Here is a 25,957-nt window from a genome sequence, read left to right on the forward strand (position 1 = left end):
ACGAGGGCAGCGAAGGCGGCAAGCGCCGCTACAGACAGCAGACGTACGAGTTTCCAGGGCATCGGGAGAGTCCCATCGTCTCGTGTTTCGTCCATGTTAACGATCACACGACGACTGTCAATGTCTTGGAAAGACCACCACAGGGCGGGCCGCCTTCGGCAGGCCGGCCGGGTCGCCGGCGGGCCACTGCGCGGGCACCTCGCCGAGCGCCGTCAGCTCCGCGATCTGGAGCCGGCACCACGGGGAGAACGTCTCGTCGGACGCCTCGGCGCGGAACGAGTCCCACGTCGTCCAGCGGGTCGCCTCGACCTCGTCCGGGTTCGGGTCGGGCTCCGCGCTGACGGTGGCGTAGAAGACCGGGCACATCTCGTTCTCCACGACGCCGTGCAGCTCCGCGCGGTATCGGAACGCCGGCAGCACCAGACGGACCTCGTCGAGGGTGAGCCCCAGCTCGAACGAGGCGCGCCGGCGGACCGCGTCGGTCATCGCCTCACCCTGCGCCGGATGGCCGCAGACGCTGTTCGTCCAGATGCCCGGCCAGGTCTTCTTGCTCAGCGCTCGCTGGGACACCAGAAAACGGCCGGAAGAATCGAAAATATAACAGGAGAACGCGAGGTGAAGCGGCGTCGAATCGGTATGAACTGTTTGTTTGTCCGCAACGCCGACAGCCGTGCCGGATTCGTCGAGCAAAATGACATGTTCCACGGTCTTACCTGTTCTTGCGGAGAAAAAGAACGTCCGGCAACTGCAGATTAACTGGTGTTCGAGAGATCCGCCAGACACGGAGAGTAGTTAGTTAACACAGTGGAGCATGACCGGTTCTGTCACGTTGCACCCCAAGGCATCCGGTACCTCCGGGCTTCCGTCGAAGATCATCTATCGAGTACGCTCCGTGCATCCTGAGAGGTTCTCACCTTGTTTCCGGCCGGGTGCGGATCACCTCAGGTAATTGCGCGTTAACCATTGCGGACTGTTACTTCCGTCCACTGTGATCTATGTCGCACTCGACTAAACGCGTTGATCCAATTAACGATTAGTGGCAGAGAAACAGGGTTGGTCGGCCGCGGGGGGCGGGCGACCGGGCGGCCGGCGGGCTGCCGGATAACAGGGGTCGAGATGCAGGACGTGTCTGTTTTTGATCACCTCGGCGGTCAGATACGCCGGCTCTGCGACGTTGTCGGGATCGATCCCGCTACGCCGGTGGAGCTCCTTTCCGAACTGCTCGGCGCACACGGTTCACGACCGCTGGACGCGCCGCCCGCATGGCCCTCCGACGTCGCCGACGACCACACGCCGATCGAGTTCTCCATTGCGTACAACGACAGCGAACCGCCCGCTCTGCGCATTCTCGCGGAGGCGTTCGGCACCACCCCGGGGGTACGCGCGAACGCCCTCGCCACCTACGACTTCCTGCGCGCCCAGGCGGAGCGCTACGGCCTCTCGACGCGCCGGCTCGAAGCGGTACGCGACCTGTTCGCCACCGAGACGCCACAGGGCGACTTCGTGCTCTGGCTGTCGCTGGTGTTCCGCAGCGGGCACCCGCCCGAGTTCAAGGTCTACTTCAACCCTGAGGTTCACGGTGCGGAGCGCTCGCCGGATCTGGTGGCGCGTGCGCTCGACCGGCTCGGCCTCGGTTCCGCGTACCAAATGATGGTGGGCCAGGCCATCCGCCCGGGTGAGCTGGGCCGCAAAGATCGGCTGACGTTCTTCGCTCTTGATCTTCAGGACGGGCCGCAGGCCCGGGTGAAGCTGTACATCTCGCACCATGACGCGCAAGCGGGCGACGTGGCCCGCGCCGCCTCGGTGGTGGACGGCGTCGATCCCGGGCAGGTGGCCGAGTTCTGTGAGAGGGCCGGGCGAGCCGGGCGATTCGCCGGGCGGCCGCTGGTCGGCAGTTACACGATCACGCAGGGCGCCGAGCGGCCTAATGGTTACAGCATCTACGTGCCGATCCGCAGCTATGTCGCGGACGACCAGGAGGCCCGGGAGCGGGTACTGCCGCTGCTCGAACGCTACCGATTCGATCCGGCGATGCTCGACAAGGCGATCGCGGCGGTCACCAGCCGGTCGCTGGACAGTGGCGTCGGCCTGATCGCGCACGTCTCGCTGAGGCTCGGCCCGCCGCGGCCGGGCATGACCGTGTACCTGTCGTCCGAGGCATATCAGGTTTTCGAAGGAGCGTCCCTTGTCCGCTGACCACATACCGCTGCCGCCGCCGTACCGGATCAAGGTGGTCGAGCCGATCCCGTTCCTCACCCCGGAGCAGCGCCGGGAGGCCATCGAGGCGGCCGGGTACAACCCGTTCAACCTGCGGTCCGACCAGATCACCGTGGACCTGCTGTCGGACTCCGGCACCGGCGCCACGTCGTCCGCGCAGGAGGCGGCAGCGGCGATGGGCGACGAGTCCTATGCGGGTGCGCGCTCCTGGTTCCGGTTCCGGGACGAGGTCGCCGACCTGACCGGGTACCCGCATCTGCTGCCGGTGCACCAGGGCCGGGCCGGTGAGCGGATCCTGTTCTCCAGCCTGCTGTCGCCGGGGCAGATCTGCGTCAGCAACACGCACTTCGACACGACACACGCGAACGTTGAGATTGCCGGCGCGACCGCCCTTGACCTGCCTTGCCGGGAGGCTCGCGATCTTGACTCGGCCGAGCCGTTCAAGGGCAACATCGACCTGGAGGCGCTCGAAGAGGTTCTGAGCGGCCCGGACGGGTCGCGGGTCGGACTGGTGCTCATGACGATCACCAACAACGGGCTCGGCGCGCAGCCGGTCTCGATGGCCAACCTGGAGGCCGTACAGGCGCTCTGCCAGCAGTTCCGGGTGCCGTTCTTCCTGGACGCGGCCCGGTTCGCGGAGAACGCGTGGCTGGTGCGGCAGCGAGAGCCCGGCTATCAGGACTGGACGCCCCGGCAGATCGCCACGCGTGCGTTTCAGCTGGCCGACGGCTGCCTGATCAGCCTGAAGAAGGACGGGCTCACCGCGATCGGCGGCCTCATCGGCCTGCGCGACGAGGCGCTCTTCGCCCAGTGCGAGGCGAACCTGATCGCCACCGAAGGGTTCTCCACGTACGGCGGTCTCTCCGGCCGTGATCTGGAGCGGCTCGCTGTCGGTCTGCGCGAGGTCGTCGACCCGGCGTACCTGGCCTCGCGGGCCGCTCAGACGGCCGCTCTGGCCCGGATGATCAACGATGCCGGGGTGGACACCATCCAGCCCGCCGGCGTCCACGCGCTCTATCTGAACGCCGGTCGTCTGCTGCCGCACCTGTCGCCGAGTGAGTTTCCGGGGCATTCGCTCGGGTGCCAGATGTACCTGGACGGCGGGATCCGGGTGGCCGAGCTGGGGTCGCTCTATCTCGGCGAGCTCGACGACTCCTATCAGGTCGTCGAGCCGGCGCCGTTCGAGCTGGTGCGGCTGGCGATCCCGCGGCGGGTTTACACGGCTGAGCACTTCGAGTACGTCGCCGCGGTGCTCGGGGCGATCGCGAAGGACCCGGAGCGGATTCGCGGTTACCGGATCGTGTCGGCGCCGCCGCTGTTGCGCCACTTCAAGGTCCGCCTGACGCCGATCGGATAGATCAGGCCTGAGGATCGTGTCCGGCTGGCTCGCACGGCTGTCTCACGCTCGTCGAGACAACCATGCGAGCCAGCCGGACACCATCAGGCCGCCTGGGGGAGGCGGGACATCGCGTGCCGGACCAGGGCGATCAGCGCCAGCTTGCTGGACGACCGGTCACGCGCGTCGAGCCAGACCAGCGGCACCTCCGGGCCCAGCTCCATCGCCGACCGGATCTCGTCGTCCGTGTACTCGCACTCGCCGAAGAACTGGTTCACCGCCGCCACGAACGGAATGCCGCGCCGCTCGAAGTAGTCCACCGCGGGGAAGCTGGTGTCCAGCCTCCGGGTGTCGACAAGCACGATCGCGCCGACCGCGCCCTCGGCGAGCTCGTCCCACATGAACCAGAAGCGGTCCTGTCCCGGTGTACCGAACAAATACAGCACTACATCCGGACTTATCGTGATGCGCCCGAAATCCAGCGCCACCGTCGTGTGCGTCTTGGACTCGACGCCTGTCACGTCGTCGATCCCGACACTGGCCGACGTCAGGAGCTCTTCGGTGGTCAGCGGCGTGATCTCGCTGACCGAGCTGACCAAGGTCGTCTTGCCGGTGCCGAAGCCACCCGCTATGACGATCTTGACCGATGTGCGATTCACCTTGTCTCCTACAGCCGTTCGAGGCCGGCCAGGACTGCGTTGAGCAGCCGCATGTCGACGACTTTGTGTTGCGCGGGAGCGCCGCTGTCCAGGTATCCCTGTTCGAGCAGCACGTCGACCATCACCTTCACGATGGTCAGCGGGATGTGCAGGTAGGCGCCGATCTCCGCGATCGAGATCCAGCCGCCGCAGCGGTTGAGGATCTGGAGATACTCGGGTTCCAGCCGGCTCGAGTCGACCGGAACCGCGATCACCTGGGTGGCCAGGTCCAGGTTGGTGTCACGAGGGCTGGTCCGTCCGTTGACCAGGACGTACAACGGAACGAACCGGCCGGCCGCGGTCTCGTCGTCGCCGTCCCAGGCCTCACCCGTCATTACTGCGGGCCGGGGCGCTCAGGTAATCGCCGATCCGGGCGACCAGCCGGCTCACCTCGTAGGCGACCATGCCCATGTCGACGTCCTGCTCACAGAGGACCGCGAGGCGGGCGTTCTGCCCGGCCGCCGCGATGAACAGCGTGTGCTCGCCGTACTCGATCACAACCTGCTGGACCGGCCCGCTCTTGAAGTGGCGGCCGGTGCCGGCGGCGACGCTGTACATCGAGGACGCGCCGGCCGCGAGAATCTCCGCGAGGTCCTGCTGCATCGACGTGGACTTCTGGACGATCAGCCCGTCGGTGGAGAGCACGACCACGGAGACGACCTGCGGGACCTCGACGAGGTCGTCCAACATCCAGGGCAGATCGATGGAAGATGTCGGGTTGGTCATTCGTCCCTGCCTTGCTCAGCGGTGGTTTCTGTTTCGTTGTTGGCTGCTTGGCCTTCGGCCCAGCCGCGCTGGTAGCGCGCGAACCGGTTGCGGACGTCATCCGGCGAGCGCGGCGCGAGCACCTGCTCCGGCTCCTCGTCGACGGTTTCCCGCAGGCCGGGCGCGAGGTGCTGCTGAGGACGTCGCTGCGGCAGCGGCGGCTTACTGCCTGGTCGCCCTGCTTCTTTTGTACGCGTTTCGCTGGGAGCCGACGCCTCTTCCGGTACCGCTGTCGCCGGTACCGCTATGTCCGGTGCAGGTGTCATCTGTCGAGGCCGTTCCAGCACCGCGACCGGGGCGGCAGCCGGTGCGGCTTCCTCCCGGGCGGGCGGAACGGCGGGGGTGACCGGCGCCGACACCGCACCGGTGTCCTCGTCCGGCTCGCTGTTGTGGATCAGCAGTCGTTCCGGCAACAGCACGATCGCGAGCAGGCCGCCGTACGCCGATCGCCGCAGGCTGACCTGCAGGCCCTCCCGCTTGGCCAGCTCGGCCACCACGTAGAGGCCGACCTGCGAGCCGTCCTTCAGCTCGGTCACCTCGGGGGTGGGCGCGGTCGCGAGCAGCGTGTTGGCCCGGTCGATCGCCTCCTGGCTCATGCCGACGCCGGCGTCCTCGATCTCCACGGCGACGCCGTGCTGTGCCCGGCTCGACGTGACCCAGACCGTGGTGCCGGGCGGGGAGAAGGCGAGGGCGTTGTCCAGCAGTTCCGCCATCAGGTGGATGACCTCGGCGACCGCGTACCCGACGAGCGCCACGTCGGTGGCGCCGCGCAGGTTGATCCGCTGGTAGTCGCGGGCCTCGGCGAACGACGCGAGCAGTACCCGGCGCAGCGGCACCGGCTTGGAGAACCGCCGTCCGATCTGCCCGCCGGCGAGGATGACCAGGTTCTCCAGGAAGCGCCGGGTCTGGTTGAGCTGGTGGTGGATGTCGAAGAGGTGGGTCAGCAGCTTCTCGTCGCCGATCTGGCCCTGCAGGTCCTCGATCACCTTGAGGCCGCGCTGCAGCGGGCGCTGCGGGCGGCGGGCGACACCCATCAGCATCGCGGTGCCGGCGGCGCGGGCCTTCGCCTCGTCGACGGCGGCTTCCGCGGCGACCGTCAGTGAGCGGTGGATGACATCGGCGACCTGGCCGATCTCGTCGCTGCCGTAATCGGTGGCGGCGAACTCGGTCTCCAGGTCCACCGGCTCGCGTTTGCGCAGCCGGGCCATGACGGCCGGCAGGTGGGTGTCGACCAGTGCGCCGGCGTCGGTGCCCAGCCGGGACAGGCGGGTCGACAGGGCGCGGTCGACCAGGACCGCGGACGAGCGCAGCGCCCAGAGGATGACACCGATCGAGATGGCGAGCGCCACGAGACTGCCGAGCAGCGCGGTGAGCAGCTGGTTGTTACCGGTGCGCAGGGTACGCGCGGACACCTGGTCGGCTTCGTCGATGGTGAGGTCGACGAGGCTCTGCGACACGGTGCCGGTGATCATCGCCCAGCGGTCCCGGTTGACCGTCACCCCGTTCGGCACGCCCTTTTTCCAGGGTGCGCTCGCGATGATGGAGTTCTCCGCGCCTTCCAGGTCGTTCCAGGCGCTGCTCGCCTCCATGGTCTGCAGCCGCTCGCGGACGGTCGGCTCCAGGTGGTCCCGGATGTTGTCCAGCTCGAACCGGTACGCGCCGACCAGCCGGACGAACTCCAGGTGGTCGGCGCGGCCGAGCGCCTTCGCGGCGAACGCGCCGTCCATCGTCGACGCGGCGCGCGACATCAGGTCACTGGCCTTGAACATCTCGACGGACGTGACACCGCCGAGTGCCGCTGTCGCGTCCGGGGTGATCCGCGCCTGGATGTCGAACAGCGTGGTGGCGGCGTCGAGCAGCTCGTTGTAGACGTCGTACGCGCGGCCCGGGGTGGTCGACCTGGCGTCGATCGAGCTGCGCGTGGCCGGCAGCTGGTCGAGGTAACCGACCAGGGTCTGCCACTGGTTCTTGATCGAGTCGGGGGCCTGGCTGAGCGCGCCGGGCGCCACCTCGCGCAGCTCGGTGAGCTGGCCGTCAGTGGTGCGGCGCTGTTCGAGCAGCGAGTTCAGATTTGTCGACGGCCGGGCCAGGTACGCGACACTGAGCCGCCGCTCCTGCTGGATCGAGGAGAGGGCGGAGACGGCCGGGATCGAGACGTCCCGTACCGAGATCGCGACCGCGCGGTTGTAGAAGCCCTGGAAGATCAGGTAGCCGGAGGCGGCGAACCAGATCAAGAGGGCCACGACACTGGGTACGAGGACCAGTCGGACGACGCGTCGTTTGATCGACTGCTGACGTCGGGAGCGCCTCAGGGGTGCGGTCGACTGGTCGGCCGGTGTGGGCGCCAACGTGAATCCAATCTGGGCAGCAGAAAGCACCGACCGGCGGGCGTTTTCTCCACCCCACCGACGTGCGTGCAAACCGTAGCGTCGTGACTTGATCTTCGCCAGCGAAGGAACCTCCACTTTCGCCCGTTTGCATCCGTGTTTCGGCAGGTCAGTGCGATGCGCGCGACACGTAAATTCTTCATGTACGGCTGACGTGATCCAGAGTGGAACCGCTGGAGGGTGAACTTCCGATATCCGGTGATTCGCCGAGTACCCTGAGGCGCGGATGGAGGGGCACGTGAACTCGATGACCGGCCCGGACGTAATCACCGGCGTGAGCCCGATGATCAGTGCGACTGCTGAGTTCGATCACCCAGGTCTGCTGTACCGCACGCCCGCCGAGTACCGGCAGGGCACGGCCGCCTTCGCGCGGGCCGCGGTCGCCGCCGGTGACGCGGTGCTGGTGGCCGTACCGGGCGGCAACCTGGCGATGCTCCGGGACGAGCTGGCCGGCCTCGGCGCGGCGGTCCGGTTCGCCGACATGGCGGTGGACGGCCGCAACCCCGGCCGGATCATCCCGTGTGTGCTGCTGGCGTTCGCCGCCGAGCACGCCGGGCGCCGGGTGTCGATCATCGGCGAGCCGGTCTGGCCGGGCCGGTCCACCGTGGAATACCCCGCCTGCGCGGCCCACGAGGCGATGATCAACGCGGTGTTCGCCGGCCGGGACGCCGCGATCCTCTGCCCCTACGACGCGTCCGAGCTGGACCAGGAGCGGCTGCACGACGCGTGGCGCACCCACCCCGTGATGATCGTCGGCGGCGCCCGCCGGCCGAGCCCGTGGTACGCGGACCCGTACCGGACCGCCGAGGGCTTCAACCAGCCGCTGCCGGAGGTCCCGTCGCAAGCCGGCACGCTGTCGTTCACCCAGGTGGCCCAGCTGTCGCGGGTCCGCCGGTTCGTCGCGGCCCGGGCGAGCGCGGCCGGTCTGCCGGCCGAGCGCGCCGACGACCTGACCATCGCGCTGAACGAGCTGGCCGAGAACAGCCTGGCCCACACCGGCGCCGGCGCGGCGATCAGCGTCTGGGCCGAGGCCGGCATGCTGGTCTGCCAGGTCGACGACGCCGGGCACCTGGCCGACCCGCTCGCCGGCCGCATCCCGCCGGGGCCCAGCTCAGAGGGCGGCCGCGGGCTGATCCTGGCGCACCAGCTCTGCGACCTGGTGCGCATCCACGCCCGCCCGGACGGCACCAGCATCCGTGTCCACATGAGCCTGTGACAGCAGCCGCAGGGCGAGCTGGAGCACCGGCACGGCGAGCAGCGCCAGCGGCATCCCGGTGACCAGGTGCAGCACGGCCATCACCGCGCCGGTGCCGAGCGTGTCCTGCCACGCGCCCCGGTCGGCAGGCCGCCGCCACAGGTGGACCGCGCACCGCACGCAGACCAGCGCCAGAAGCGCCATGCCGGCCAGCAGCACCGGCTCATGCCCGGCGTGCCCGGCGTGCCCGGGGTGCCCGGGGTGCCCGGCGTGCCCGGGGTGCCCGGGGTGCCCGGCGTGCCCGGCCGCCAGCACCAGGTGACCGACGGTCCCCACGATGCCGGCGGCCGCGGCGAGGCGTCCCGCGACGACCGGGTTCAGGCGCAGCATGATCCGGACGGCTTGACCACGGACGGGACGTCCAGGGTCGGGTTGCGGTCGAAGAAACCGTCCGGCGTCAGCGTGAACCCGGCGTAGTCGACCGGCATGATCGGCCAGTCCTCCAGCCTCGGGAAATGCGTGAGGCCGAACGTGTGCCAGACGACCAGGTCCTGTCCGTCGACGTCGCGCCCGGCGGCGGCGTACGCGGGCAGCCCAGCACCACCGGGGTGCTGGTTGACCACGTCGCCGGCCGCCCACAGCTCCTCGGGCGCGTACCGCGTCACCCACAGGCTCTTCGTGGCGAACCCGGCCCGGGCCACCGCGGACGACGACGGGTCGGCCATCAGCAACGGCCCCTCGTGCGGGTGCAGGACGTAGGAGGGCGCCCCGCCCATCCGGTTGCGCGTGGAGCTGCTGGAGATCCGCCACACCCGGCCGGCCTCCGGCGCCGACACGCGCGAGCCCTCCTGCGACAGCCGGGTGATCGTACGGGTCAGGGCGTTGCCCCAGGGGTTCTCGGCGGAGACCGGGACGCGCGCGACGTCGATCTCGTCGACGGTGTTCGCGACGCCGTCGACAGTCATGTCCAGGCGGGCGCAGAACAGGTGCTGGTGCGCCGGCGCACCGAGACCTGGCGCGATCTCGGTGGCGTACGGGTAGTCGCCGCCCGGATGCCCCGAGGTGAAGACGATGCCGGTCGCCTTCGCCTCCAGTTCGATCTTGCCGTCCAGGTAGAGGTACCAGTAGAAGCCGTAGTCGTAGTTGCCGACCGTGACGAAGAAGCTGACCACCAGACGGCGCTGCCGGCGGGTCTCCTTCGTGCCGGAGAAGCCGTCGCTGTGCTTCCACAGCACGCCGAAGTCCTCCTCGTGGATGCAGATCGCGTTGGGGATGACCTTGGCCTGGCCGAGGTCGTCGACGACGGTGGCGGATCGGTAGACGATCTCGCCGAGGCAGTCGCAGCCGAGTTCCAGGGAGTTCGCGAGCCGGCCGAACTGGTACTCGCCGACGTCGAAGTAGTTCTGCCACGCGTGCGTCGGCGACGGGTCGCCGTAGTTGACCACCATCTCGCTCACCGACGCGCGGTAGACGATCGGCCGCTCCGCGAAGCTCAGCTGGTGCAGGGTGAGGCCCTCACGCCCGTTGAAGCCGAGCCGCACGCTCCAGCCCTCCCAGGACAGCACGTCGCCGTCGAGGGTGAAGCTGACGCCGTCCGGCTGGGTGATCGCGATCGGCTTCAGGGTGGTCCGCAGCGGTCCGCGCACCGCCGGATCGGTGTAGTCGCCGGACTCGGCCGGCACGTCGGTGTGTCCGGTGTCGATCAGCCGGAGGATCTTGCGGTTGGTCAGGTCGACGTGCGCCACGACGCCGTCGATCGGGTGCGCCCAGCACGAGTCGGCCGGGTGGTCCTGCCGGAACGCCAGGACTCGGGTCATGCGCACGCCGGCCTCATCGGCGTACCCGAAGACGCCCGCGCTGAGCGCGACGATCCGCACCTGATCGAGATCGGTCACGCCGCGCGCCGCGAGAGCGGCGACGTAGGCCGCGTCGGCCTTGCAGATCTGCTCGGCCACCACGAAGTCCTCGTCGAGGCTCGGTGCCACGCCGTCCCGTGCCGGGTCCAGTTCCTTCGCGGTGACCAGCAGTGGAGCGTCCAGGTCGGTGACGTCCACGACGACGTCGGTGACCGTTCCGGCAGCGAGATCGGTGATCAGCGCCGAGATCTCACGCCGCGCCCGATCGCCGGGACGGTGGGCGAGAACAACCTCCTTCTCGGGTTCGCGCAGTAGCACGTACGACAGCCTGATGCTCTCGCCGGCGATGCCGGCTTGCGCGAGTGCGGTCTGGAGCGCGCCGATCTCACCTACGGTGAGCGGCGTCAGTGGGTGGTCGATCTTGGTGCTCATGCGCGATCTCTTTCAGGGGTACGGGTGGGAGCCGGCCGTTTGTGATCAGCGACCGGGGTGTTCGTGCTGACCGAGACGGCGAGACCGATGAACAGGGCCACCAGTGGCGCGGCGGCCAGCGAGAGGTTGAGCGCGGACGACGTCGAGCCGGTGAGCGCGTCCATGTTGGTGATCGCGGTCCAGCCGACGACGACCAGCCCGATCAGGCTCAGCACCGGAGCCGCGACGGTGTGCCAGATCCGCCGGTCGAGGCGGGTGCGGGCGAAGAACACCACCACCGAGACCGAGGCGAGCAGGAAGAGCAGCATGATGCCGAGCGCGCCGGTCGACGAGACCCAGGTGAAGATCTGGGTGAGCGGGTCCCAGCCGAGCGCGAGCCAGATGCCGAGCAGGACCAGCGAGATCACCGAGACGACGACCGACGCGACGTACGGCGAGCGGTGCGTGCCGTGGGTGGCGGACAGGCGGGCCGGGATGAGCCCGCCCCGGCCGAGCGAGTGCAGATAGCGCGCCACCACGTTGTGGAACGAGATCACGCAGGCGAACAGGCTGGTGACGATCAGGACGGCGATCGTGTCGGCCAGCCAGGTGCCGACGTAACTGGCCGCTGTCGCCGGGACCAGGTCGCCGGCGCCGAGGTGCTCCAGCGCCGCCGACCGCACGTCGCCGGTGCCCCAGGCGAGCACCAGCACCCAGGTAGCGAGGGTGTAGAAGACCCCGATGCCGATCACCGCGGCGTACGTGGCCCGGGGGATCGTGCGATGCGGGTCGCGCGCCTCGTCCCGGAAGATCGCGGTTGACTCGAAGCCGCTGTAACCGCCGAACGCCATCAGGATGCCGAGACCGAGCGGCCCGGCCGAGAAGACCGACGGGCGGAACGAGTCGAGGTTGATGCCGTGCGCGCCGCCCTTCGCCAGGACGGCGACCGACAGCACGACGATGACCAGCACTTCGAGGACCAGCAGGACGCCGAGGACCTTGGCGGAGAGGTCGATGTCGCGGTACCCGAGATAGCCGGTCACCGCGATCGCGGCGAGCGTCCACAGCCACCACGGCGTCTCCGGCCCGCCGAACGTGGTGATCAGCCCGGTCGTGGCGAAACCCAGGTACGCGAAGATCGCGGTCTGGATCGCGAGATAGGTGAAGAGGGCCAGGAAGGCGGCCGCGGTGCCGGCGTGCTTGCCGAGTCCCGCGCCGACGAACGAGTAGAACGCCCCGGCGTCCTTGATGTGCCGGGCCATCGCGGTGAAACCGACGGCGAAGAGCAGCAGGATCACGCCGGCGAGCAGGTAGTTGGCGGGGATGCCGCCGCCGTTTGTCAGGGCTATGCCGATCGGGCTGGCCATCACGACGGTGAGCGGCGCCGCCGCTGCCACCACCATGAAGACGATCGCCGCCGGTCCGAGACGGCCGGAGAGACGGGGGCCGGGTTCTGTTGTCATCAACGCTCCTACGCTTTATTGAGCGGGTGCTCGATAAAGTTATTGAGCGTTTGCTCGAAATAGATGACATGATCATTTCGATCAAGTAACCCGTGCCCGGTAGCGTGGGCAGCCGTGCCGAAGATTGTCGATCACGAAGCCCGCCGGACCGAGATCGTCGAGGCGTTCCTGACCGTCGTGGCCCGCGACGGGATGCCCGCCGCGACAAGCCGTGCGACAGCGGCCGAGCTGGGCGTCGGCACCGGCGCACTCTGGCACTACTTCGACGGGTTCGACGACGTGGCGGCGGCCGCGTACCAGCGGATCGCGGAGCGGACCAACGCCCGGCTCGCCGCGTCCACGGCCGGCCGGCGCGGGCTCGACGCCGTGCACGCCATGCTGCGCGAGATCTACCCGCTGGAGAAGGAGACCGTCGACGAGGCGTACGTGGTGGTCGGCTTCTGGGGGCGTCTCGCCGCCAACGAGCGGATCGGCGCCGGGCAGGATGTCGCCGACCACTGGAGCGTGCTGGTCCGGGACCACCTGGCCGAGGCGGTCCAGGACGGCGAACTGGTGCCGGAGACCCCGGTCGACGACGTGAGCGACGTCCTGTTCGCGGTCGGCATGGGCCAGCAGGCATTCGCGGTCATGCGTTCACCGTTGTCCGCGCCGGCCCGCCAGCTCTCGCTCATCGAGCACTGTCTTATACCGTGGCGCACACCGGGTTTCGCTCGTTCCCACGATGGGTAGAGTGCGCCCGCCCGCCGGAACTGATGGAGGAAACGTCGATGGACTGGACGATCGAACGAGAGGGCGACACCCTCGTTCTCTCCCCGGAAGGCGACCTGGACGTGGCGAACGCCGCTGTCCTGCGTCAGGTGTTCCAGCAGGTGCTGGACCGGCGTGACTGCAGCCAGCTGATCGTCGACATGAGCCAGGTGACGTTCCTCGACTCGTCCGCCCTCGGCGTGCTGGTGGCGGCCCGCCGTGCCGCCACCGCGCAGAACGTCACGCTGCTGCTGCGCGACCCCGGCCCGATGGTCCGGATGGTCCTCGAGGTGACGAACCTCCAGCACCTGTTCGCCGGGGATCAGACCGTCGAGCAGGCCGCGGACAAGAGCTAGGGGCGGCGCTGGTCCTTGTCGCGGTCGCGGCGGGCCAGCACCTTACGGCCCCGGATCGACGCGTGCCGCAACGCGGTGATGACCTCGTCGGCCGCGTCGGCCGGTACCTCCACCAGCGAGAACTTGTCGGCGATCTCGATGGCGCCGATGTCGCGGCCACTGAGCCGGGTCTCCCCGGTGATCGCGCCGACCAGGTCCTGCGGGCGGATCCGGTTGCTGCGGCCGGAGTTGATGAACAGCCGGGTGGTGTGACCGCCCCGCGCGGCGCCGCGCCCGGTCGGCCGGACGGTGTCGCGGCGCTCCCGCTCGGGGCGCAGCGCGGTCTCCGGGATGTCCTGCTCGTCGTCGAGGTCGCCGCCGTTCAGCTCGTGGGCCAGCTTCACCGCGGCGAGCGCGACCTCCATCACGTCGAACTCGTCGGTGAGCGTCTCGACGACCACGCGGAAGCGGTCCAGGTCGTCGGTGAGCAGGCTCTCCTGCAGCGCGGCGCGGGTCATCTCCAGCTTGCGGGTACGCAGATCGGCCACGGTCGGCACCTTCTGCAGCAGGATCCGCTGCCCGGTGGTCCGCTCCACGGCTTTGAGCATGCGGTGCTCGCGCGGCTCGGCCAGGGTGATCGCGACGCCCTCACGCCCGGCCCGGCCCACCCGGCCGATCCGGTGCACGTACGTCTCCGGCGCGGCCGGCAGGCTGTAGTTCACCACGTGGCTCAGCCGGTCGATGTCCAGGCCACGGGCCGCCACGTCGGTGGCGACGAGCAGGTCGGCCCGGCCGTCGCGGAGCCGGTTGACCACCCGGTCGCGGTGTTCCTGGCTCATCCCGCCGTGCAGCGCCTCGGCCCGCTGGCCGCGGCCGTTCAGCGTCTCGGTGAGCTGGTCGACCTCCTCGCGGGTCCGGCAGAAGACGATCGCGGCGGTCGGTGACTCCACGTCCAGCACGCGGCCCAGGGCGGCGGGCTTGTGCGGGCGGGCCACCACGTAGGCGCTCTGCCGGACCAGCGGCGCGCTGCCCGGCTCCGGCTCGGCGCGGCCCATCTGGATGCGGACCGGCTCGGTCAGGTGGCGCCGCGCGATGGCGTCGATGCGGCCCGGCATGGTCGCCGAGAAGAGCACGGTCTGCCGATCGTCGGGCGTCTCCACCAGGATCGCCTCGATGTCCTCGGCGAAGCCCATGTCGAGCATCTCGTCGGCCTCGTCGAGGACGACGGTCCGCACGGCGCTCAGGTCGAGGGTGCCCCGGGAGATGTGGTCGAGGGCGCGGCCCGGTGTGGCGACCACCACGTCGACGCCGCGGTCCAGGGCCTGCAGCTGCCGGCCGATCGGCTGGCCGCCGTAGATCGGGACGACCCGGGCACCGAGGTCGCGGCCGTACCGGTGGAAGGCCTGGGAGACCTGCATGGCCAGCTCGCGGGTCGGCACCAGGACCAGGGCGGCCGGGCTCTTCGCGGAGCGGCCGGCGTCGAGCAGCTGCAGGACCGGCAGGGCGAACGCCGCGGTCTTGCCGGTGCCGGTCGCCGCCTGCCCGAGCAGGTCACTGCCGGCGAGCAGCGGAGGAATGGCCTCGGCCTGGATCGGGGTGGGTTCCTCGTAACCGAGATCGGCGAGAGGCTTGAGAAGTTCGGGGCGCAATTGCAGGTCGGCGAAGCCGGACACGGTCATGCAAATCTCCTGTGATCGGGCTCAACCGGCGTGCTGTTGTTCCTTCCAGTATGTCGGCTGACCGCGAGACGCTTGCGAGCAGGCGTTCATCCACCGGTTCCGGCCAGGCTTTTCTCTTGCCAGGACGCCAGCATGCTCGCCGCCCAGACAGTGTCCAGGGCCAGCGCGCAGCGGGCACCGAAGAGTACGTCGCCGGCCAGCTCCGGCTCGGCCCGCGCGAACGACCCGGCCAGGTCGTGCGCGGCGATCTGCTCGTGCACCGCGTCGGCCTCGACGTGCTCGTCGTAGAACGCGGTCGCCTCGGCATCCCCGCCGAGCCGGCGCAGCCCGTTGCCGTACGACCGGTTCGGGGCTGTCGACGTCATCTCGTACGCCGCGAGATGTCCGATGATCATTCCCCGGTTCCGGCGGTGCAGGCCGAACAGCGACATGAGGTTGTTGTTCGCGAGCGTCTCGGCGCGGGCCGTGTCCACGTACCCGCCGTACGTGGTGTCCAGGCCGAACCAGTTCATCGTCTTGGTGAACAGCTCCTGGTGCATTCTCGGGGCGCGTCCGTTGCCGTACTCGTCGATCTGGATCTCGATGAGCGCTGCTTTCGCCGCTCCGGCGAGCCGGGGGATGGCCCAGGTGTGCGGGTCGGCCTCCTTCAGGTGGTACACCGACCGCTCCGCGACGAATTCCCGGAACTGCTCGTGAGTCGCCCGGCCGCGCAGATATCCGGAGAGCGAGGGCCCGTCGTCGGCGTCGGCGAGCTCGCGCAGCCGCTGCGGGACCGTCGCCGGGTCGACCGGTTCCGGCGGGCCTGCCAGGTCGCGCAGCGCCGCCATGAAGCGTTCCTCGGCGACCGCCCGCAGGCGCAGAACGCCCGGGTTCCACTCCCAGCTGTCGTCCACGCCGTCCCATCCGCGGTACGCCAGTTCGTAGCAGACGAACAGCGTGAGGTGCAGGTCGCCGTCGTCGTCGAGGACCGGCCGGGCCGGCAGCTCGGTGCTCCGGCCGGACAGGACGTCGATCAGGGCGGCCGACACCGGGCCACGTGCGGACGGAAGTTTCATGGTCACAAGCTTCCCTGGGAGCACATGGTCAAACGATCGGTTTCAGCCGTCACCCGCAGGGCATTCGTCAGACGTGATGGCTGACATCGTTCCTTACGAAGACGGCCCGCTGATCGTGCGCGGGGACTTCGAGCTGCACACCCCGGATGGTCAGCGGATCGACCCCGGGCGCGGGACGGTCGCGCTGTGCCGCTGCGGGCGCTCCGCCGTGAAGCCGTTCTGCGACGGGACTCACAAGGCGGTCCGGTTCAAGGCCGGCTCCGGGCGGGAGACCCCGGCGCCCCGGGTCTCAGTCGCGGATCAGCAGCCCCAGTGACATCGCGATCGCGACCGACTGCTCGACGGTGATGACCGCGTCGCGTACCGAAGTCTCGGTGGGGTTGAGGGTGGAGATGTCGGAGCCTCGCAGGTCGCAGCCGGTGAGATCGGCGGCGGTCAGGGTGGCGCCGGAGAGATCGAGGTCGCGCAGCGTGCCGTTCCGGCATTTCGCGCCGGTCAGGTCGGCCTCGCGCATCCGCACGCCGGTCAGGGTGGCGCTGCTCAGGTCGGCGCGGATCAGGCTGGTGAAGGACCAGTCGCCGCCGTCGACAGTGGTGATGTCGAACGAGCAGCGCTCGAAATGGCTGCCGACCGTCTTGCAGTTCGTGAACGTGGCGTCGAAGAAGTTGCAGTTCACGAACGTGCAGTTCAGGTACGCCACGTCGGTCTGCTGCGAGCAGTTGAAGCGGGCGTCACGGAACACGCAGCCGTCGAACTCGACGCCGGTCAGGTCGGTCTCGCAGAGGTCGAGGCCGGAGAACTCGGTCCGCTCGTGCCGGGCGAGCTTGCCGGTCCCGGCGTCCCAGTCCCGGGTCGTGACGATGCTGCGCGCTGTCATGGGCTGAGCTTAGGCAACCTTCGGTGGCCCGGTGGACCCGCGCACGACGAGCCGGGTCGCCACGGTGATGCCGGGGTCGGTGGCCGCGCCGCTGAGCAGGCCGAGCACCACCTGGCCGGCGAGCGCGCCCTGGTCGCGGACCGGCTGGGCCACGGTGGTGAGATCGGTCAGCTCGGCGAGCGGGTGGTCGTCGATGCCGATCACCGAGATGTCCTCGGGCACGCGCAGACCGGCCCGGCGGATCGTGCGGAGCGCGCCGAGTGCCACCTCGTCGGAGTGCGCGTAGACCGCGGTGGGTGGCTCGCGCAGGCTGAGCAGCTCGGCCATCGCCTCGGCGCCGGCGGCACCGCCCCACGGGACCGTGACGGCCAGGTCCGGATCGGCCGGCAGGCCCGCGTCGGCGAGCGCCGCGTGGTACGCCCGGGAGCGCCCCGCCCGGATCGGCCAGCCCGGCTGCCCGGGGTCGTTCGTGGCGATCATGGCGATCCGCCGGTGGCCGAGGAAGAGCAGGTGGTTGACCGCCTGGCGACCGGCCACCATGTCGTCGATCGAGACGAACGGGTACGGCTCGATCTGTCCGCCGGCCGCAACGATGTGCACGCCCATCATCTCGAGGCGTTCCCGCTCGGGCCGGGCGACCGGCATCCCGAGGACCACGACGGCGTCGACCTTGCGCCGGGCCGGCAGCCGCTCGAAGAACCTCCGCCGGTCGGCGGCGTCGCCGACGTGGTAGACCAGCACATCCTTGTCGGCCTCGCGCAGCACCGACTCGAGACCGTCCAGCAGCGCGCCGAAGAACCAGCGGGACAGATGCGGGACCACGACCGCGATGCGGTCGGTGACACCGCCGGCCAGGCGGGACGCTTCCGGGGAGACGACGTACGCCAACTCGGCGGCGGCGTCCAGCACGCGCGCTCTGGTGGCCGGCGCCACGTGCGGATGGTCGCTGAGCGCGCGGGAGGCGGTGGCCATCGACACGCCGGCCAGGCGTGCCACGTCGGCCATGTTGACCATCGCTCCACTTTAGTCGTGGAAGCGATTCCAGCATCCCCTGGGAGTAGGAATCGCAGATAACGCTGACTCTCTTGACATGAGACCTGCGTCACATGAACGGTGGTTTCTGGAAGCGATTCCAAGGTCCACCTTCAGCGACGAAGGGATGGCACCGTGCTGCACAGAAATTCTGCCGCCGCCCTCCTCCTCCTGACAGCCTCGGTGCTGGCCGGGTGCGGCGGCGGGACCGGTGATGCGAAGACACTGACCTACTACATCGCCGACGCCGCCCAGCAGGACGTGGCGCAGCGATGCGCCGCCGAGTCCGGCGGCGCCTACGACTTCAACATCCAGCGCCTGCCGAACAACGCGGCCGGTGGCCGTGAGCAGCTGCTGCGCCGGCTCGCCGCCGAGGATCGATCGCTGGACATCGTGAGCGTCGACCCGCCGTTCATGGCAGAGTTCGCCAACGCCGGTTTCCTGCGGCCGTTCACCGGCGCCGAACGGCAGGAATTCTCCGACGGCGTTCTCAAAGGACCCCTGGAGCAGTCGACGTTCCGTGACGAGCTGTGGTCCGCGCCGCTCTACGGCAACACCCAGCTGCTGTGGTACCGCAAGTCGGTGCTGCAGAAAGCCGGCGTCGACCCGTCAGCCGGCCCGGTCACCTGGGACCAGCTGATCCGCGGCGCCGAGCAGGCCGGGGTGACCCTCGCCGCGCAGGGCCGGCGCAACGAGAGCCTGATGGTCTGGGTCAACGCCCTGGTGGTGTCGGCCGGCGGGACCATCCTGGCGGAGGGTTCCGAGGATCTCCCGGCCAACCAGGTCCGTGGCGAGCTGGACAGCCCGGCCGGAGAGGCCGCGGTCAAGGTCATGCACGACCTCGCGGTCTCGCCGGCCGCGCCGGCCGGGCTCAGCACCGCCGGCGAGGAGGACTCCCGGGCCGCCTTCCAGGCCGCCGACGGCGGCTTCATGGTCAATTGGCCGTACGTGTGGGCGGCGTTCGACTCGGCCATCGAGGAGGGCTCGCTGCCGGCCGGTTGGAAGGACGACATCGGCTGGGCCGCCTACCCTCAGGTCAACGCCGGGACCCCGGGCGCGCCCCCGTCCGGCGGGCTGGGGTTGTCGGTGAGCGCGTTCAGCACCCGCGCCGACCTCGCGGTCGAGGCGATCCGCTGCCTCGCCTCGGCGCAGAGCCAGAAGGAATTCATGATCACGGCCGGTAACCCGGCGGCGCTCGGCGCGGTCTTCGACGACCAGGAGATCCGGGACATGTTCCCGATGGCCGACGAGATCCGGACCGGCATGGACACCGCGACACCCCGGCCGGTCAGTCCGTACTACGGCGACGTCACCGGCTCCATCCAGGCCGGTTTCCACCCGCCGGACGCGCTCGACCCGGCGGCCACCCCTCGAGAGGCGAACCAGTTGCTCGAGGACGTCCTGTCCAACAAACGGCTGATCTGAGGAGGGGCGATGGCCGTGTCCACCGTGGCGAAGCCCGTACCCAAGGCACGCCGAGCGAAGATCACCGACCGTACGCGTAAGGAACGCAACCTGGGCTGGATGCTTGCCGGCCCGGCGTTCCTGGCGATGGTGCTGGTGACCGGGTACCCGATCCTCAACGCGCTCTGGCTCTCCCTGTTCGACTACCGGCTCACCGACCCGGCCGGGCGCGAGTTCATCGGGCTCGGCAACTACGCGATGATCCTGACCGACGGGCTGTTCTGGCGGCAGTTCGGCGTCACCTCGCTGATCACCGTGGTCACCGTGGCGATCGAGCTGGTCCTCGGCTTCGCCCTGGCCATGGTGATGCACCGGGCGCTGCACCTGCGGACCCCGCTGCGCACCGCGATCCTGGTGCCCTACGGGATCATCACGGTCGTCTCCGCGTACGCCTGGGCGTACGCGTTCAGCAACACCTATGGCTTTGTGAACCCGCTGCTCGGCCTCGGTGACTTCGACTGGTTCGGCGGCACCTGGCCGGCGCTGTTCACGGTCTGCGTCGCGGAGATCTGGAAGACCACGCCGTTCATGTCGCTGCTGCTGCTCGCCGGGCTCGCGCAGATCCCGGAGGACTATCTGGAAGCGGCGAAGGTCGACGGCGCCCGGGCCTGGCAGCGGGTGAAACGGGTGATCCTGCCGAACATGAAGGCCGCGATCATGGTGGCGTTGCTGTTCCGGACCCTGGACGCGTTCCGGATCTTCGACAGCGTCTTCATCATGACGGCCGGCGCGCAGGGCACCGAGACGCTGTCCTTCCTCGCCTATCGGCAGACCATCAGCCGGGTCATGATCGGGCTCGGCTCGGCGGTCAGCGTCATCCTCGCGATCCTCGTCGTCCTGATCGCTTTCCTGTTCATCAAGGTGTTCCGCACCGACCTGTCGCAGGCGAGGGGTGATCGCAAGTGAAGGTGAGCCGCCGGACACAGGTCTACTGGATCGTGGGCGCTCTCGCGGTCATCGCGTACGCGCTGATCCCGGTCTTCTGGATCGTCTCGCTCTCCTTCAAGGAGGGTGACGACATCACCAACAACTCGTTCCTGCCCACCGTGTGGAGCTGGGCGAACTACCGGACCGTCTTCGCGTCCGACCTGTTCACCACGGCGCTGCGCAACTCGGTCGGTATGGCGATCATCGCCACCACCATCTCGGTCGTGCTCGCCACCCTCGCCGCGTACGCCATCTCCCGCCTGGAGTTCCCCGGCAAGCGCCTGGTCCTCGGGGTGGCCCTGGCCATCACGGTGTTCCCGGTGATCGCGATCGCCACGCCCCTGTTCAACCTGTGGCGCACGATCGGCCTCTACGACACGTGGCTCGGGCTGATCATTCCGTACCTTTCCTATTCGCTGCCGCTCGCCGTCTACGTCCTGGCGGCGTTCTTCCGGGAGATCCCCTGGGAGATGGAGCAGGCCGCCCAGGTCGACGGCGCCACCGCCTGGCAGGCGTTCCGCAGGGTGATCGTCCCGCTGGCCTCGCCCGGTGTGTTCACCGCGGCGATCCTGACCTTCTTCGCGGTCTGGAACGACTTCGTCTTCGGCATCACCCTCACCTCCAGCGAGGCCGCCCGTCCCGTCCCCGCGGCCCTCGCGTTCTTCCAGGGCGCCTCGCAGTTCTCCCAGCCGACCGCGCCGATCGCAGCGGCCGCGGTGGTCGTCACCATCCCCGTGGTGATCCTCGTGCTGCTGTTCCAACGCAAGATCGTGGCCGGTCTGACGTCCGGCGCCGTGAAGGGCTGAAAGGAGTTCGAGCATGGCTGCCATCGAGATGCGCAACATCGTGAAGGAGTACGGCGACGGCTTCAAGGCCGTCAACGACGTCAGCCTCGACATCGCGGACGGTGAGTTCATGATCCTGGTCGGGCCGTCCGGCTGCGGGAAATCCACATTGCTCCGGATGATCGTCGGTCTGGAGGACATCACCTCCGGCGACATGCTGATCGGCGGCGACCGGGTCAACGAGAAAGCGCCCCGCGACCGCAACCTCTCCATGGTCTTCCAGAACTACGCGCTCTATCCGCACCTGACCGTCTTCGAGAACATCGCGTTCCCCCTGCGACTGAACAAGAAGATCAAAGAAGAAGAGATACAGACCCGGGTACGCGACGCCGCCTCGATGCTGGAGCTCGACGAGCACCTGGACCGCAAGCCGGCCAACCTCTCCGGCGGGCAGCGGCAGCGGGTCGCGATGGGCCGGGCCATCGTCCGGCGGGTCAATGCGTTCCTCTTCGACGAGCCGCTGTCCAACCTGGACGCCAAACTGCGGGGCCAGATGCGTACCGAGATCTCCCGGATGCAGCGCCGGCTCGGCACCACCACGGTGTACGTCACGCACGACCAGACCGAGGCGATGACCCTCGGCGACCGGGTCGCGGTGCTGCGCCGCGGCCTGCTCCAGCAGGTCGCGTCACCCCGTGAGCTGTACGAGCAGCCGGTCAACATGTTCGTGGCCGGCTTCATCGGTTCCCCGCCGATGAACTTCATGCCCGCGGTCGTCTCGGGCGACCGGCTGACCCTGCCGTTCCTGGAGGCCGACGTGCCGGCCACCGCGGCCGGCAAGGTCACCGACGGGCAGCTGCTGATCGCCGGCCTGCGTCCCGAGCACTTCGAGGACGCCCGCCTGCTCGACCCGGCGAAACGGGAGCGCGGCGTGACGTTCCGGGCGCCTGTCGACGTCACCGAGTGGCTCGGCGACTCGCAGTACGCGTACATCCCGTTCGAGTCCAACCCGGAAGTGGCCGAGCAACTCGCGAAGCTCGCCGCCGAACTGGACAGCGAGGCGCTGCGCAGCCAGCTGATCATTTCGATCGACGCGATGAGCCGGCTGCGGGAGAACCACGAGGCCGAGTTCTGGGCGGACACCACCCGGATGCACCTGTTCGATCCGCGTACCGGGGAGAACCTGACCCGGGACGAGGAGGCCGCCGCCGACCTGGCCCGGTTCGAGCAGGAGGAGCTGCGCGAACGGATGGAGAAGACTCCGTGACCTGGTGGCGTGACGCCGTCATCTACCAGGTCTACGTGTGGAGTTTCGCCGACTCGAACGGCGACGGGATCGGTGACCTGCCCGGTGTCCGGTCCCGTCTGCCCTACCTGCGCTCGCTCGGCGTCGACGCGGTCTGGCTCAACCCGTTCTACCCGTCGCCGCAGGCCGACAACGGGTACGACGTGGCCGACCACCGCGACGTGGACCCGCGTTTCGGGACTCTCGCCGACGCCGAGGCGCTGATCGAGGACGCCCACCGGCTCGGCCTGCGGGTGATCCTCGACCTGGTGCCGAACCACACCTCCGATCGGCACCCCTGGTTCCGGGCGGCGTTGGACACGCCGCCCGGCAGCCGGGAACGGGCCCGGTACCTGTTCCGCGACGGTCCGCGCAGCGACCAGCCGCCGAACAACTGGATCAGCGCGTTCGGCGGCCGCGCCTGGAGCCGGGCCGGCGGCCAGTGGTACCTGCACCTGTTCGCCCCCGAGCAGCCCGACCTGGACTGGACGAACGACGAGGTCCGCGCCGAGTTCCGGGACATCCTGCGGTTCTGGTTCGACCGGGGCGCCGACGGGTTCCGGGTCGACGTGGCGCACGGCCTCGCCAAAGATCCGCAGATGCCCGACGTGGACTCGCTCACCACCGGCGCCGCCCCGGAAGGACATCCGCACTGGGATCTGGACGAGGTGCACGACGTCTACCGGGAATGGCGGGCGCTCGCGGACGCGTACCCAGGGGAAAGGGTTTTTGTCGGGGAGATCTGGGTGCAGAGTCCGGAGCGGCTCGCCCGATATCTGCGACCGGACGAGCTGCACACGGCGTTCAACTTCACGTTCCTCTCCGCGACGTGGACGGCGGAGGCGCTGCGGACGGCGATCGACGAGAGTCTGCGGTCGCTGCGGGCGGTCGGCGCCCCGGCCACCTGGGTGCTGTCCAATCACGACGTGACCAGGCACGTCACTCGTTACGGCGGAGGCGAGGCAGGGGTACGCCGAGCGCGCGCCGCCGCGTTGCTGATGCTCGCGCTGCCCGGCGGTGCCTACGTCTACCAGGGTGAGGAACTCGGCCTGCCGGAAGTGCTGGATCTGCCGGACGAGGCGCGGCGGGACCCGACGTTCTTCCGCAGCGGCGGCACCGATCCCGGGCGGGACGGCTGCCGCGTGCCGCTGCCCTGGTCGGGGGAGTCACCGTCGTACGGATTCGGGCCGGGCGAGAAGTCGTGGCTGCCCCAGCCGGACCAGTGGGCCGGCCTGACCGTGGAGCGGCAGAGCGATGACCCGGAGTCGATGTTGCGGCTCTACCGGGCGGCGTTGCGCCAGCGGCGGCTGCTGCCGGCGCTCGGTGACGGGGAGATGGAGTGGATCCCGGCTGCTCCGGGTGTGCTGGCCTTTCGCCGGGAGCCCGGGTTCGTCTGCATGGTCAACGTGGGGGATTCGCCGGCGCCGTTGCCGGTTGATCTCTCGGTGGTGCTGGCGAGCTCGCCGTTCGACGGGCCGTTGCTGCCGGGGGCGACGGCGGTGTGGTTCAGGTCTTAGCTGTTCAGCCGGGCGACGGCGGTGTGGTTCAGGTCTTAGCTGTTCAGCCGGGCGGTCACCAGGTCGGTGAAGCCGTTCGCCAGCAGGATCACCGCGATGGCGGTCAGCAGGATGCCGGCCACCCGGTCCAGGATCGCCGACGTCTCCAAGGAGATTCGGCGTTCGACGTGTCCGGAGAGATAGAGCGTCACGCCGGTGACGATTCCGTAGGCGAGCGCCGCGACCGACAGCCAGAGCCGTCCGGTGACGTCGCCGGCGTCGGCTGAGGCCGCCACGCCGAACGCGAAGGTGGTGCCACCGACGGTCAGCGGGAAGGTGAGCGGCGTGAAGAGAGGATTCTTCCGTTTTATCACCTCTTCTTCGGGCGTTTCTGTCGGCGGTGCCGTTTCTCCCGCGCCGCGCATCAGCGGCACCGCTGCCAGGATCAGCGCGATACCACCCGTCGCGGTCAGTGCCGCAGTGCTGATGCCGAGCAACTCCAGCAGCGGCTCGCCCACCCAGACCGCGATCAGCACGAACACCAGCGCGTTCAGGGCCAGCCCGAGCGCGAGCCGCAGCTGCTCGGCGTGCGTGTAACCGCGGACGTAGGGCAGATAGGAACTCAGCGCCGCGACCGGGCTGTAGAGCGCGAACAACGCCAGAAAGAAGACCAGCGCCTCGTATGTAAAGGACATGTCAGAAGTCGACGGCGTCACGGATCAGCGGGCACGTCATGCAGTGCCCGCCACCCCGGCCCCGGCCCAGCTCCGCGCCGACGATCGTGATGACCTCCACGCCGGCGCGGCGCAGCAGCGTGTTGGTGGTGGTGTTCCGGTCGTAGGTGAAGACGACGCCCGGTGCGACGGCCACCGCGTTGTTCCCGCTGTCCCACTGCTGGCGTTCGGACGCGTACACATCACCGCCGGTCTCGATGACCCGCAGCGCCTTGAGACCGAGCGACTCGGCCACCACCTCGGTGAACTTGCGGTCGCCCTCGTCGACGACGTCCACCCCGGGCTCCCGGTCGGAGGGGTAGAGGCTGAACGTGTGCACCGCGTCCATGATGGTCGGATACAGGGTGACGATGTCCCGGTCGGCGAAGGTGAAGACCGTGTCCAGGTGCATGGCCGCCCGCAGCTTCGGCATCCCGGCCACCACCACCCGCTCGGCCGCGCCGGCAGCGAACAGCGACGCCGCCACCTGGGTGATCGCCTGCCGTGACGTCCGCTCGCTCATGCCGACGAGGACCACGCCGTTACCGACCGGCATGACGTCGCCGCCCTCGAACGTGGACAGCCCCCACTCCTGCTCCGGGTCGCCCCACCACACCGTGGCGCCCTTGAAGTCCGGGTGGAACGTATAGATCGCCTTCATCAGCAGCGTCTCGTCGTGCCGGGCCGGCCAGTACAGCGGGTTCAGCGTCACCCCGCCGTACAGCCAGCACGTGGTGTCCCGGGTGTACAGCGTGTTCGGCAGCGGCGGCATCAGATATTCGCGGGCGCCGGTCGCCTCTCGGGCCAGCGCCACGTACCCGGAGCGGAAGTCGTCCGGCAGGTCGCTTGTCGCCAGCCCGCCGATCAGGAACTCGGCCAGCTCACGGGGCTTCAGCTCGTCGAGGAACGCCCGGGTGTCGGTGACCAGCCCGAGACCCACCTCGTTCGCCACGATCTTGCGGTCCAGCAGCCACGACTTCGCCTCCGGGATGGCCACCGTCTCGGCGAGCAGCTCGTGCAGCTCCACCACCTCGACGCCGCGGCCGCGCAGCTTGTTCACGAAGTCGCCGTGGTCGCGCTGGGCGTTCTCCACCCACATCACGTCGTCGAAGAGCAGGTCGTCGGAGTTGGTCGGGGTGAGCCTGCGGTGCGCCAGACCGGGTGCACAGACCAGAACCTTGCGGAGCTGTCCGACTTCCGAGTACACGCCGAGGTTGGTGGACATGGGAATGGC

Annotated in this window: 25 protein-coding genes; 11 read left to right on the forward strand and 14 right to left on the reverse strand. The window is 69.2% G+C overall.

What is annotated here, in order from left to right; translation table 11 throughout:
* Positions 1-117: 117 nt before the first annotated feature.
* Complete coding sequence (gene idi, locus ACQP2E_RS11185) at positions 118-783, reverse strand: isopentenyl-diphosphate Delta-isomerase (RefSeq protein WP_433830564.1); 666 nt, start codon at positions 781-783, stop codon at positions 118-120.
* A 333-nt stretch (positions 784-1,116) separates the two neighbouring features.
* Between idi and ACQP2E_RS11190 the strand changes: the two genes are divergently transcribed.
* Together ACQP2E_RS11190 and ACQP2E_RS11195 are read left to right on the forward strand one after the other, a co-directional pair.
* Positions 1,117-2,196: a tryptophan dimethylallyltransferase family protein gene (locus ACQP2E_RS11190; RefSeq protein WP_433830566.1), complete on the forward strand. Its 1,080-nt coding sequence runs from the start codon at positions 1,117-1,119 to the stop codon at positions 2,194-2,196.
* Positions 2,186-3,574, forward strand: coding sequence for a tryptophanase (locus ACQP2E_RS11195; RefSeq protein ID WP_433830568.1), 1,389 nt, complete (start codon positions 2,186-2,188; stop codon positions 3,572-3,574). The genes ACQP2E_RS11190 and ACQP2E_RS11195 overlap by 11 nt, the downstream gene beginning before the upstream one ends.
* Before the next feature lie 83 nt (positions 3,575-3,657).
* On the opposite strand, the gene ACQP2E_RS11200 is transcribed toward ACQP2E_RS11195, so the two are convergent.
* Genes ACQP2E_RS11200 through ACQP2E_RS11215 form a run of 4 tightly spaced genes read right to left on the reverse strand, consistent with a single transcriptional unit; the run spans position 3,658 to position 7,259 of the window.
* Positions 3,658-4,212, reverse strand: coding sequence for a GTP-binding protein (locus ACQP2E_RS11200; RefSeq protein ID WP_433830570.1), 555 nt, complete (start codon positions 4,210-4,212; stop codon positions 3,658-3,660).
* An 8-nt stretch (positions 4,213-4,220) separates the two neighbouring features.
* A complete protein-coding gene (locus tag ACQP2E_RS11205; RefSeq protein ID WP_433830572.1) occupies positions 4,221-4,586 on the reverse strand; it encodes a DUF742 domain-containing protein in 366 nt (121 codons plus the stop codon).
* Positions 4,576-4,977, reverse strand: coding sequence for a roadblock/LC7 domain-containing protein (locus ACQP2E_RS11210; protein ID WP_111646991.1), 402 nt, complete (start codon positions 4,975-4,977; stop codon positions 4,576-4,578). The genes ACQP2E_RS11205 and ACQP2E_RS11210 overlap by 11 nt, the downstream gene beginning before the upstream one ends.
* The gene (locus ACQP2E_RS11215; RefSeq protein WP_433830574.1) at positions 4,974-7,259 is read right to left on the reverse strand and encodes a sensor histidine kinase; all 2,286 of its coding nucleotides are present in this window, start codon (positions 7,257-7,259) and stop codon (positions 4,974-4,976) included. Before ACQP2E_RS11215 ends, ACQP2E_RS11210 begins: the two co-directional genes overlap by 4 nt.
* Positions 7,260-7,650: 391 nt before the next feature.
* Between ACQP2E_RS11215 and ACQP2E_RS11220 the strand changes: the two genes are divergently transcribed.
* A complete protein-coding gene (locus ACQP2E_RS11220; protein WP_433833892.1) occupies positions 7,651-8,619 on the forward strand; it encodes an anti-sigma factor RsbA family regulatory protein in 969 nt (322 codons plus the stop codon).
* Here the strand turns inward: ACQP2E_RS11220 and ACQP2E_RS11225 are convergent.
* From ACQP2E_RS11225 to ACQP2E_RS11235, 3 genes are read right to left on the reverse strand one after another with little or no spacing between them, the layout of a single operon-like run.
* Positions 8,515-8,988, reverse strand: a complete 474-nt coding sequence (locus ACQP2E_RS11225) for a hypothetical protein (protein ID WP_433830576.1) — start codon at positions 8,986-8,988, stop codon at positions 8,515-8,517. The genes ACQP2E_RS11220 and ACQP2E_RS11225 overlap by 105 nt on opposite strands.
* Positions 8,976-10,886, reverse strand: coding sequence for a primary-amine oxidase (locus tag ACQP2E_RS11230; RefSeq protein ID WP_433830578.1), 1,911 nt, complete (start codon positions 10,884-10,886; stop codon positions 8,976-8,978). The genes ACQP2E_RS11225 and ACQP2E_RS11230 overlap by 13 nt, the downstream gene beginning before the upstream one ends.
* The gene (locus ACQP2E_RS11235) at positions 10,883-12,328 is read right to left on the reverse strand and encodes an APC family permease (protein ID WP_433830580.1); all 1,446 of its coding nucleotides are present in this window, start codon (positions 12,326-12,328) and stop codon (positions 10,883-10,885) included. Before ACQP2E_RS11235 ends, ACQP2E_RS11230 begins: the two co-directional genes overlap by 4 nt.
* 114 nt (positions 12,329-12,442) lie before the next feature.
* Between ACQP2E_RS11235 and ACQP2E_RS11240 the strand changes: the two genes are divergently transcribed.
* Both ACQP2E_RS11240 and ACQP2E_RS11245 read left to right on the forward strand, forming a co-directional pair.
* Positions 12,443-13,057 (forward strand): TetR/AcrR family transcriptional regulator, encoded by a 615-nt coding sequence (locus ACQP2E_RS11240; RefSeq protein ID WP_433830582.1) that lies wholly within the window; start codon positions 12,443-12,445, stop codon positions 13,055-13,057.
* 38 nt (positions 13,058-13,095) lie between these two features.
* Complete coding sequence (locus tag ACQP2E_RS11245; protein ID WP_433830584.1) at positions 13,096-13,431, forward strand: STAS domain-containing protein; 336 nt, start codon at positions 13,096-13,098, stop codon at positions 13,429-13,431.
* Here ACQP2E_RS11245 and ACQP2E_RS11250 read toward each other — a convergent pair.
* Positions 13,428-15,089, reverse strand: coding sequence for a DEAD/DEAH box helicase (locus ACQP2E_RS11250; protein WP_433830586.1), 1,662 nt, complete (start codon positions 15,087-15,089; stop codon positions 13,428-13,430). The two genes, ACQP2E_RS11245 and ACQP2E_RS11250, sit on opposite strands and share 4 nt — an antisense overlap.
* Before the next feature lie 86 nt (positions 15,090-15,175).
* A complete protein-coding gene (locus ACQP2E_RS11255) occupies positions 15,176-16,144 on the reverse strand; it encodes an iron-containing redox enzyme family protein (protein ID WP_433830588.1) in 969 nt (322 codons plus the stop codon).
* 76 nt (positions 16,145-16,220) lie between these two features.
* Between ACQP2E_RS11255 and ACQP2E_RS11260 the strand changes: the two genes are divergently transcribed.
* Entirely contained in the window at positions 16,221-16,460 is a 240-nt protein-coding gene (locus tag ACQP2E_RS11260) for a CDGSH iron-sulfur domain-containing protein (RefSeq protein WP_433830590.1), read from the forward strand.
* On the opposite strand, the gene ACQP2E_RS11265 is transcribed toward ACQP2E_RS11260, so the two are convergent.
* Positions 16,434-17,021: a pentapeptide repeat-containing protein gene (locus ACQP2E_RS11265; RefSeq protein ID WP_433830591.1), complete on the reverse strand. Its 588-nt coding sequence runs from the start codon at positions 17,019-17,021 to the stop codon at positions 16,434-16,436. The genes ACQP2E_RS11260 and ACQP2E_RS11265 overlap by 27 nt on opposite strands.
* Positions 17,022-17,030: 9 nt before the next feature.
* Positions 17,031-18,035, reverse strand: a complete 1,005-nt coding sequence (locus tag ACQP2E_RS11270; protein ID WP_433830593.1) for a LacI family DNA-binding transcriptional regulator — start codon at positions 18,033-18,035, stop codon at positions 17,031-17,033.
* A gap of 153 nt (positions 18,036-18,188) precedes the next feature.
* Here ACQP2E_RS11270 and ACQP2E_RS11275 point away from each other — a divergent pair, with 153 nt between their 5' ends.
* From ACQP2E_RS11275 to ACQP2E_RS11295, 5 genes are read left to right on the forward strand one after another with little or no spacing between them, the layout of a single operon-like run.
* The gene (locus tag ACQP2E_RS11275; RefSeq protein ID WP_433830595.1) at positions 18,189-19,478 is read left to right on the forward strand and encodes an extracellular solute-binding protein; all 1,290 of its coding nucleotides are present in this window, start codon (positions 18,189-18,191) and stop codon (positions 19,476-19,478) included.
* A gap of 9 nt (positions 19,479-19,487) precedes the next feature.
* Positions 19,488-20,423, forward strand: coding sequence for a carbohydrate ABC transporter permease (locus ACQP2E_RS11280; RefSeq protein WP_433830597.1), 936 nt, complete (start codon positions 19,488-19,490; stop codon positions 20,421-20,423).
* Positions 20,420-21,250: a carbohydrate ABC transporter permease gene (locus ACQP2E_RS11285; RefSeq protein WP_433830599.1), complete on the forward strand. Its 831-nt coding sequence runs from the start codon at positions 20,420-20,422 to the stop codon at positions 21,248-21,250. Before ACQP2E_RS11280 ends, ACQP2E_RS11285 begins: the two co-directional genes overlap by 4 nt.
* A gap of 13 nt (positions 21,251-21,263) precedes the next feature.
* A complete protein-coding gene (locus ACQP2E_RS11290) occupies positions 21,264-22,496 on the forward strand; it encodes an ABC transporter ATP-binding protein (protein ID WP_433830601.1) in 1,233 nt (410 codons plus the stop codon).
* Positions 22,493-24,031 (forward strand): glycoside hydrolase family 13 protein, encoded by a 1,539-nt coding sequence (locus ACQP2E_RS11295; RefSeq protein WP_433830603.1) that lies wholly within the window; start codon positions 22,493-22,495, stop codon positions 24,029-24,031. The genes ACQP2E_RS11290 and ACQP2E_RS11295 overlap by 4 nt, the downstream gene beginning before the upstream one ends.
* A 35-nt stretch (positions 24,032-24,066) precedes the next feature.
* Here ACQP2E_RS11295 and ACQP2E_RS11300 read toward each other — a convergent pair whose 3' ends face one another.
* The gene (locus tag ACQP2E_RS11300; protein ID WP_433830605.1) at positions 24,067-24,705 is read right to left on the reverse strand and encodes a MarC family protein; all 639 of its coding nucleotides are present in this window, start codon (positions 24,703-24,705) and stop codon (positions 24,067-24,069) included.
* A 1-nt stretch (position 24,706) separates the two neighbouring features.
* The gene (gene arcA / locus ACQP2E_RS11305) at positions 24,707-25,948 is read right to left on the reverse strand and encodes an arginine deiminase (RefSeq protein WP_433830607.1); all 1,242 of its coding nucleotides are present in this window, start codon (positions 25,946-25,948) and stop codon (positions 24,707-24,709) included.
* Between the last annotated feature and the right edge of the window lie 9 nt (positions 25,949-25,957).

Source organism: Actinoplanes sp. CA-015351, from assembly GCF_050955685.1.
GTDB lineage: Bacteria > Actinomycetota > Actinomycetes > Mycobacteriales > Micromonosporaceae > Actinoplanes.

Bases quoted from the DNA above. Each gene is read 5' to 3' on its own strand.
- ACQP2E_RS11270 (WP_433830593.1), bottom strand. From the start codon at position 18,035: ATGGTCAACATGGCCGACGTGGCACGCCTGGCCGGCGTGTCGATGGCC.
- ACQP2E_RS11260 (WP_433830590.1), top strand. From the start codon at position 16,221: ATGGCTGACATCGTTCCTTACGAAGACGGCCCGCTGATCGTGCGCGGG.
- ACQP2E_RS11190 (WP_433830566.1), top strand. From the start codon at position 1,117: ATGCAGGACGTGTCTGTTTTTGATCACCTCGGCGGTCAGATACGCCGG.
- ACQP2E_RS11235 (WP_433830580.1), bottom strand. From the start codon at position 12,328: ATGACAACAGAACCCGGCCCCCGTCTCTCCGGCCGTCTCGGACCGGCG.
- ACQP2E_RS11230 (WP_433830578.1), bottom strand. From the start codon at position 10,886: ATGAGCACCAAGATCGACCACCCACTGACGCCGCTCACCGTAGGTGAG.
- ACQP2E_RS11205 (WP_433830572.1), bottom strand. From the start codon at position 4,586: ATGACGGGTGAGGCCTGGGACGGCGACGACGAGACCGCGGCCGGCCGG.
- ACQP2E_RS11265 (WP_433830591.1), bottom strand. From the start codon at position 17,021: ATGACAGCGCGCAGCATCGTCACGACCCGGGACTGGGACGCCGGGACC.
- ACQP2E_RS11225 (WP_433830576.1), bottom strand. From the start codon at position 8,988: ATGCTGCGCCTGAACCCGGTCGTCGCGGGACGCCTCGCCGCGGCCGCC.
- arcA (WP_433830607.1), bottom strand. From the start codon at position 25,948: ATGTCCACCAACCTCGGCGTGTACTCGGAAGTCGGACAGCTCCGCAAG.
- ACQP2E_RS11300 (WP_433830605.1), bottom strand. From the start codon at position 24,705: ATGTCCTTTACATACGAGGCGCTGGTCTTCTTTCTGGCGTTGTTCGCG.
- ACQP2E_RS11220 (WP_433833892.1), top strand. From the start codon at position 7,651: ATGACCGGCCCGGACGTAATCACCGGCGTGAGCCCGATGATCAGTGCG.
- ACQP2E_RS11245 (WP_433830584.1), top strand. From the start codon at position 13,096: ATGGACTGGACGATCGAACGAGAGGGCGACACCCTCGTTCTCTCCCCG.
- ACQP2E_RS11280 (WP_433830597.1), top strand. From the start codon at position 19,488: ATGGCCGTGTCCACCGTGGCGAAGCCCGTACCCAAGGCACGCCGAGCG.
- ACQP2E_RS11255 (WP_433830588.1), bottom strand. From the start codon at position 16,144: ATGAAACTTCCGTCCGCACGTGGCCCGGTGTCGGCCGCCCTGATCGAC.
- ACQP2E_RS11210 (WP_111646991.1), bottom strand. From the start codon at position 4,977: ATGACCAACCCGACATCTTCCATCGATCTGCCCTGGATGTTGGACGAC.
- ACQP2E_RS11290 (WP_433830601.1), top strand. From the start codon at position 21,264: ATGGCTGCCATCGAGATGCGCAACATCGTGAAGGAGTACGGCGACGGC.
- ACQP2E_RS11250 (WP_433830586.1), bottom strand. From the start codon at position 15,089: ATGACCGTGTCCGGCTTCGCCGACCTGCAATTGCGCCCCGAACTTCTC.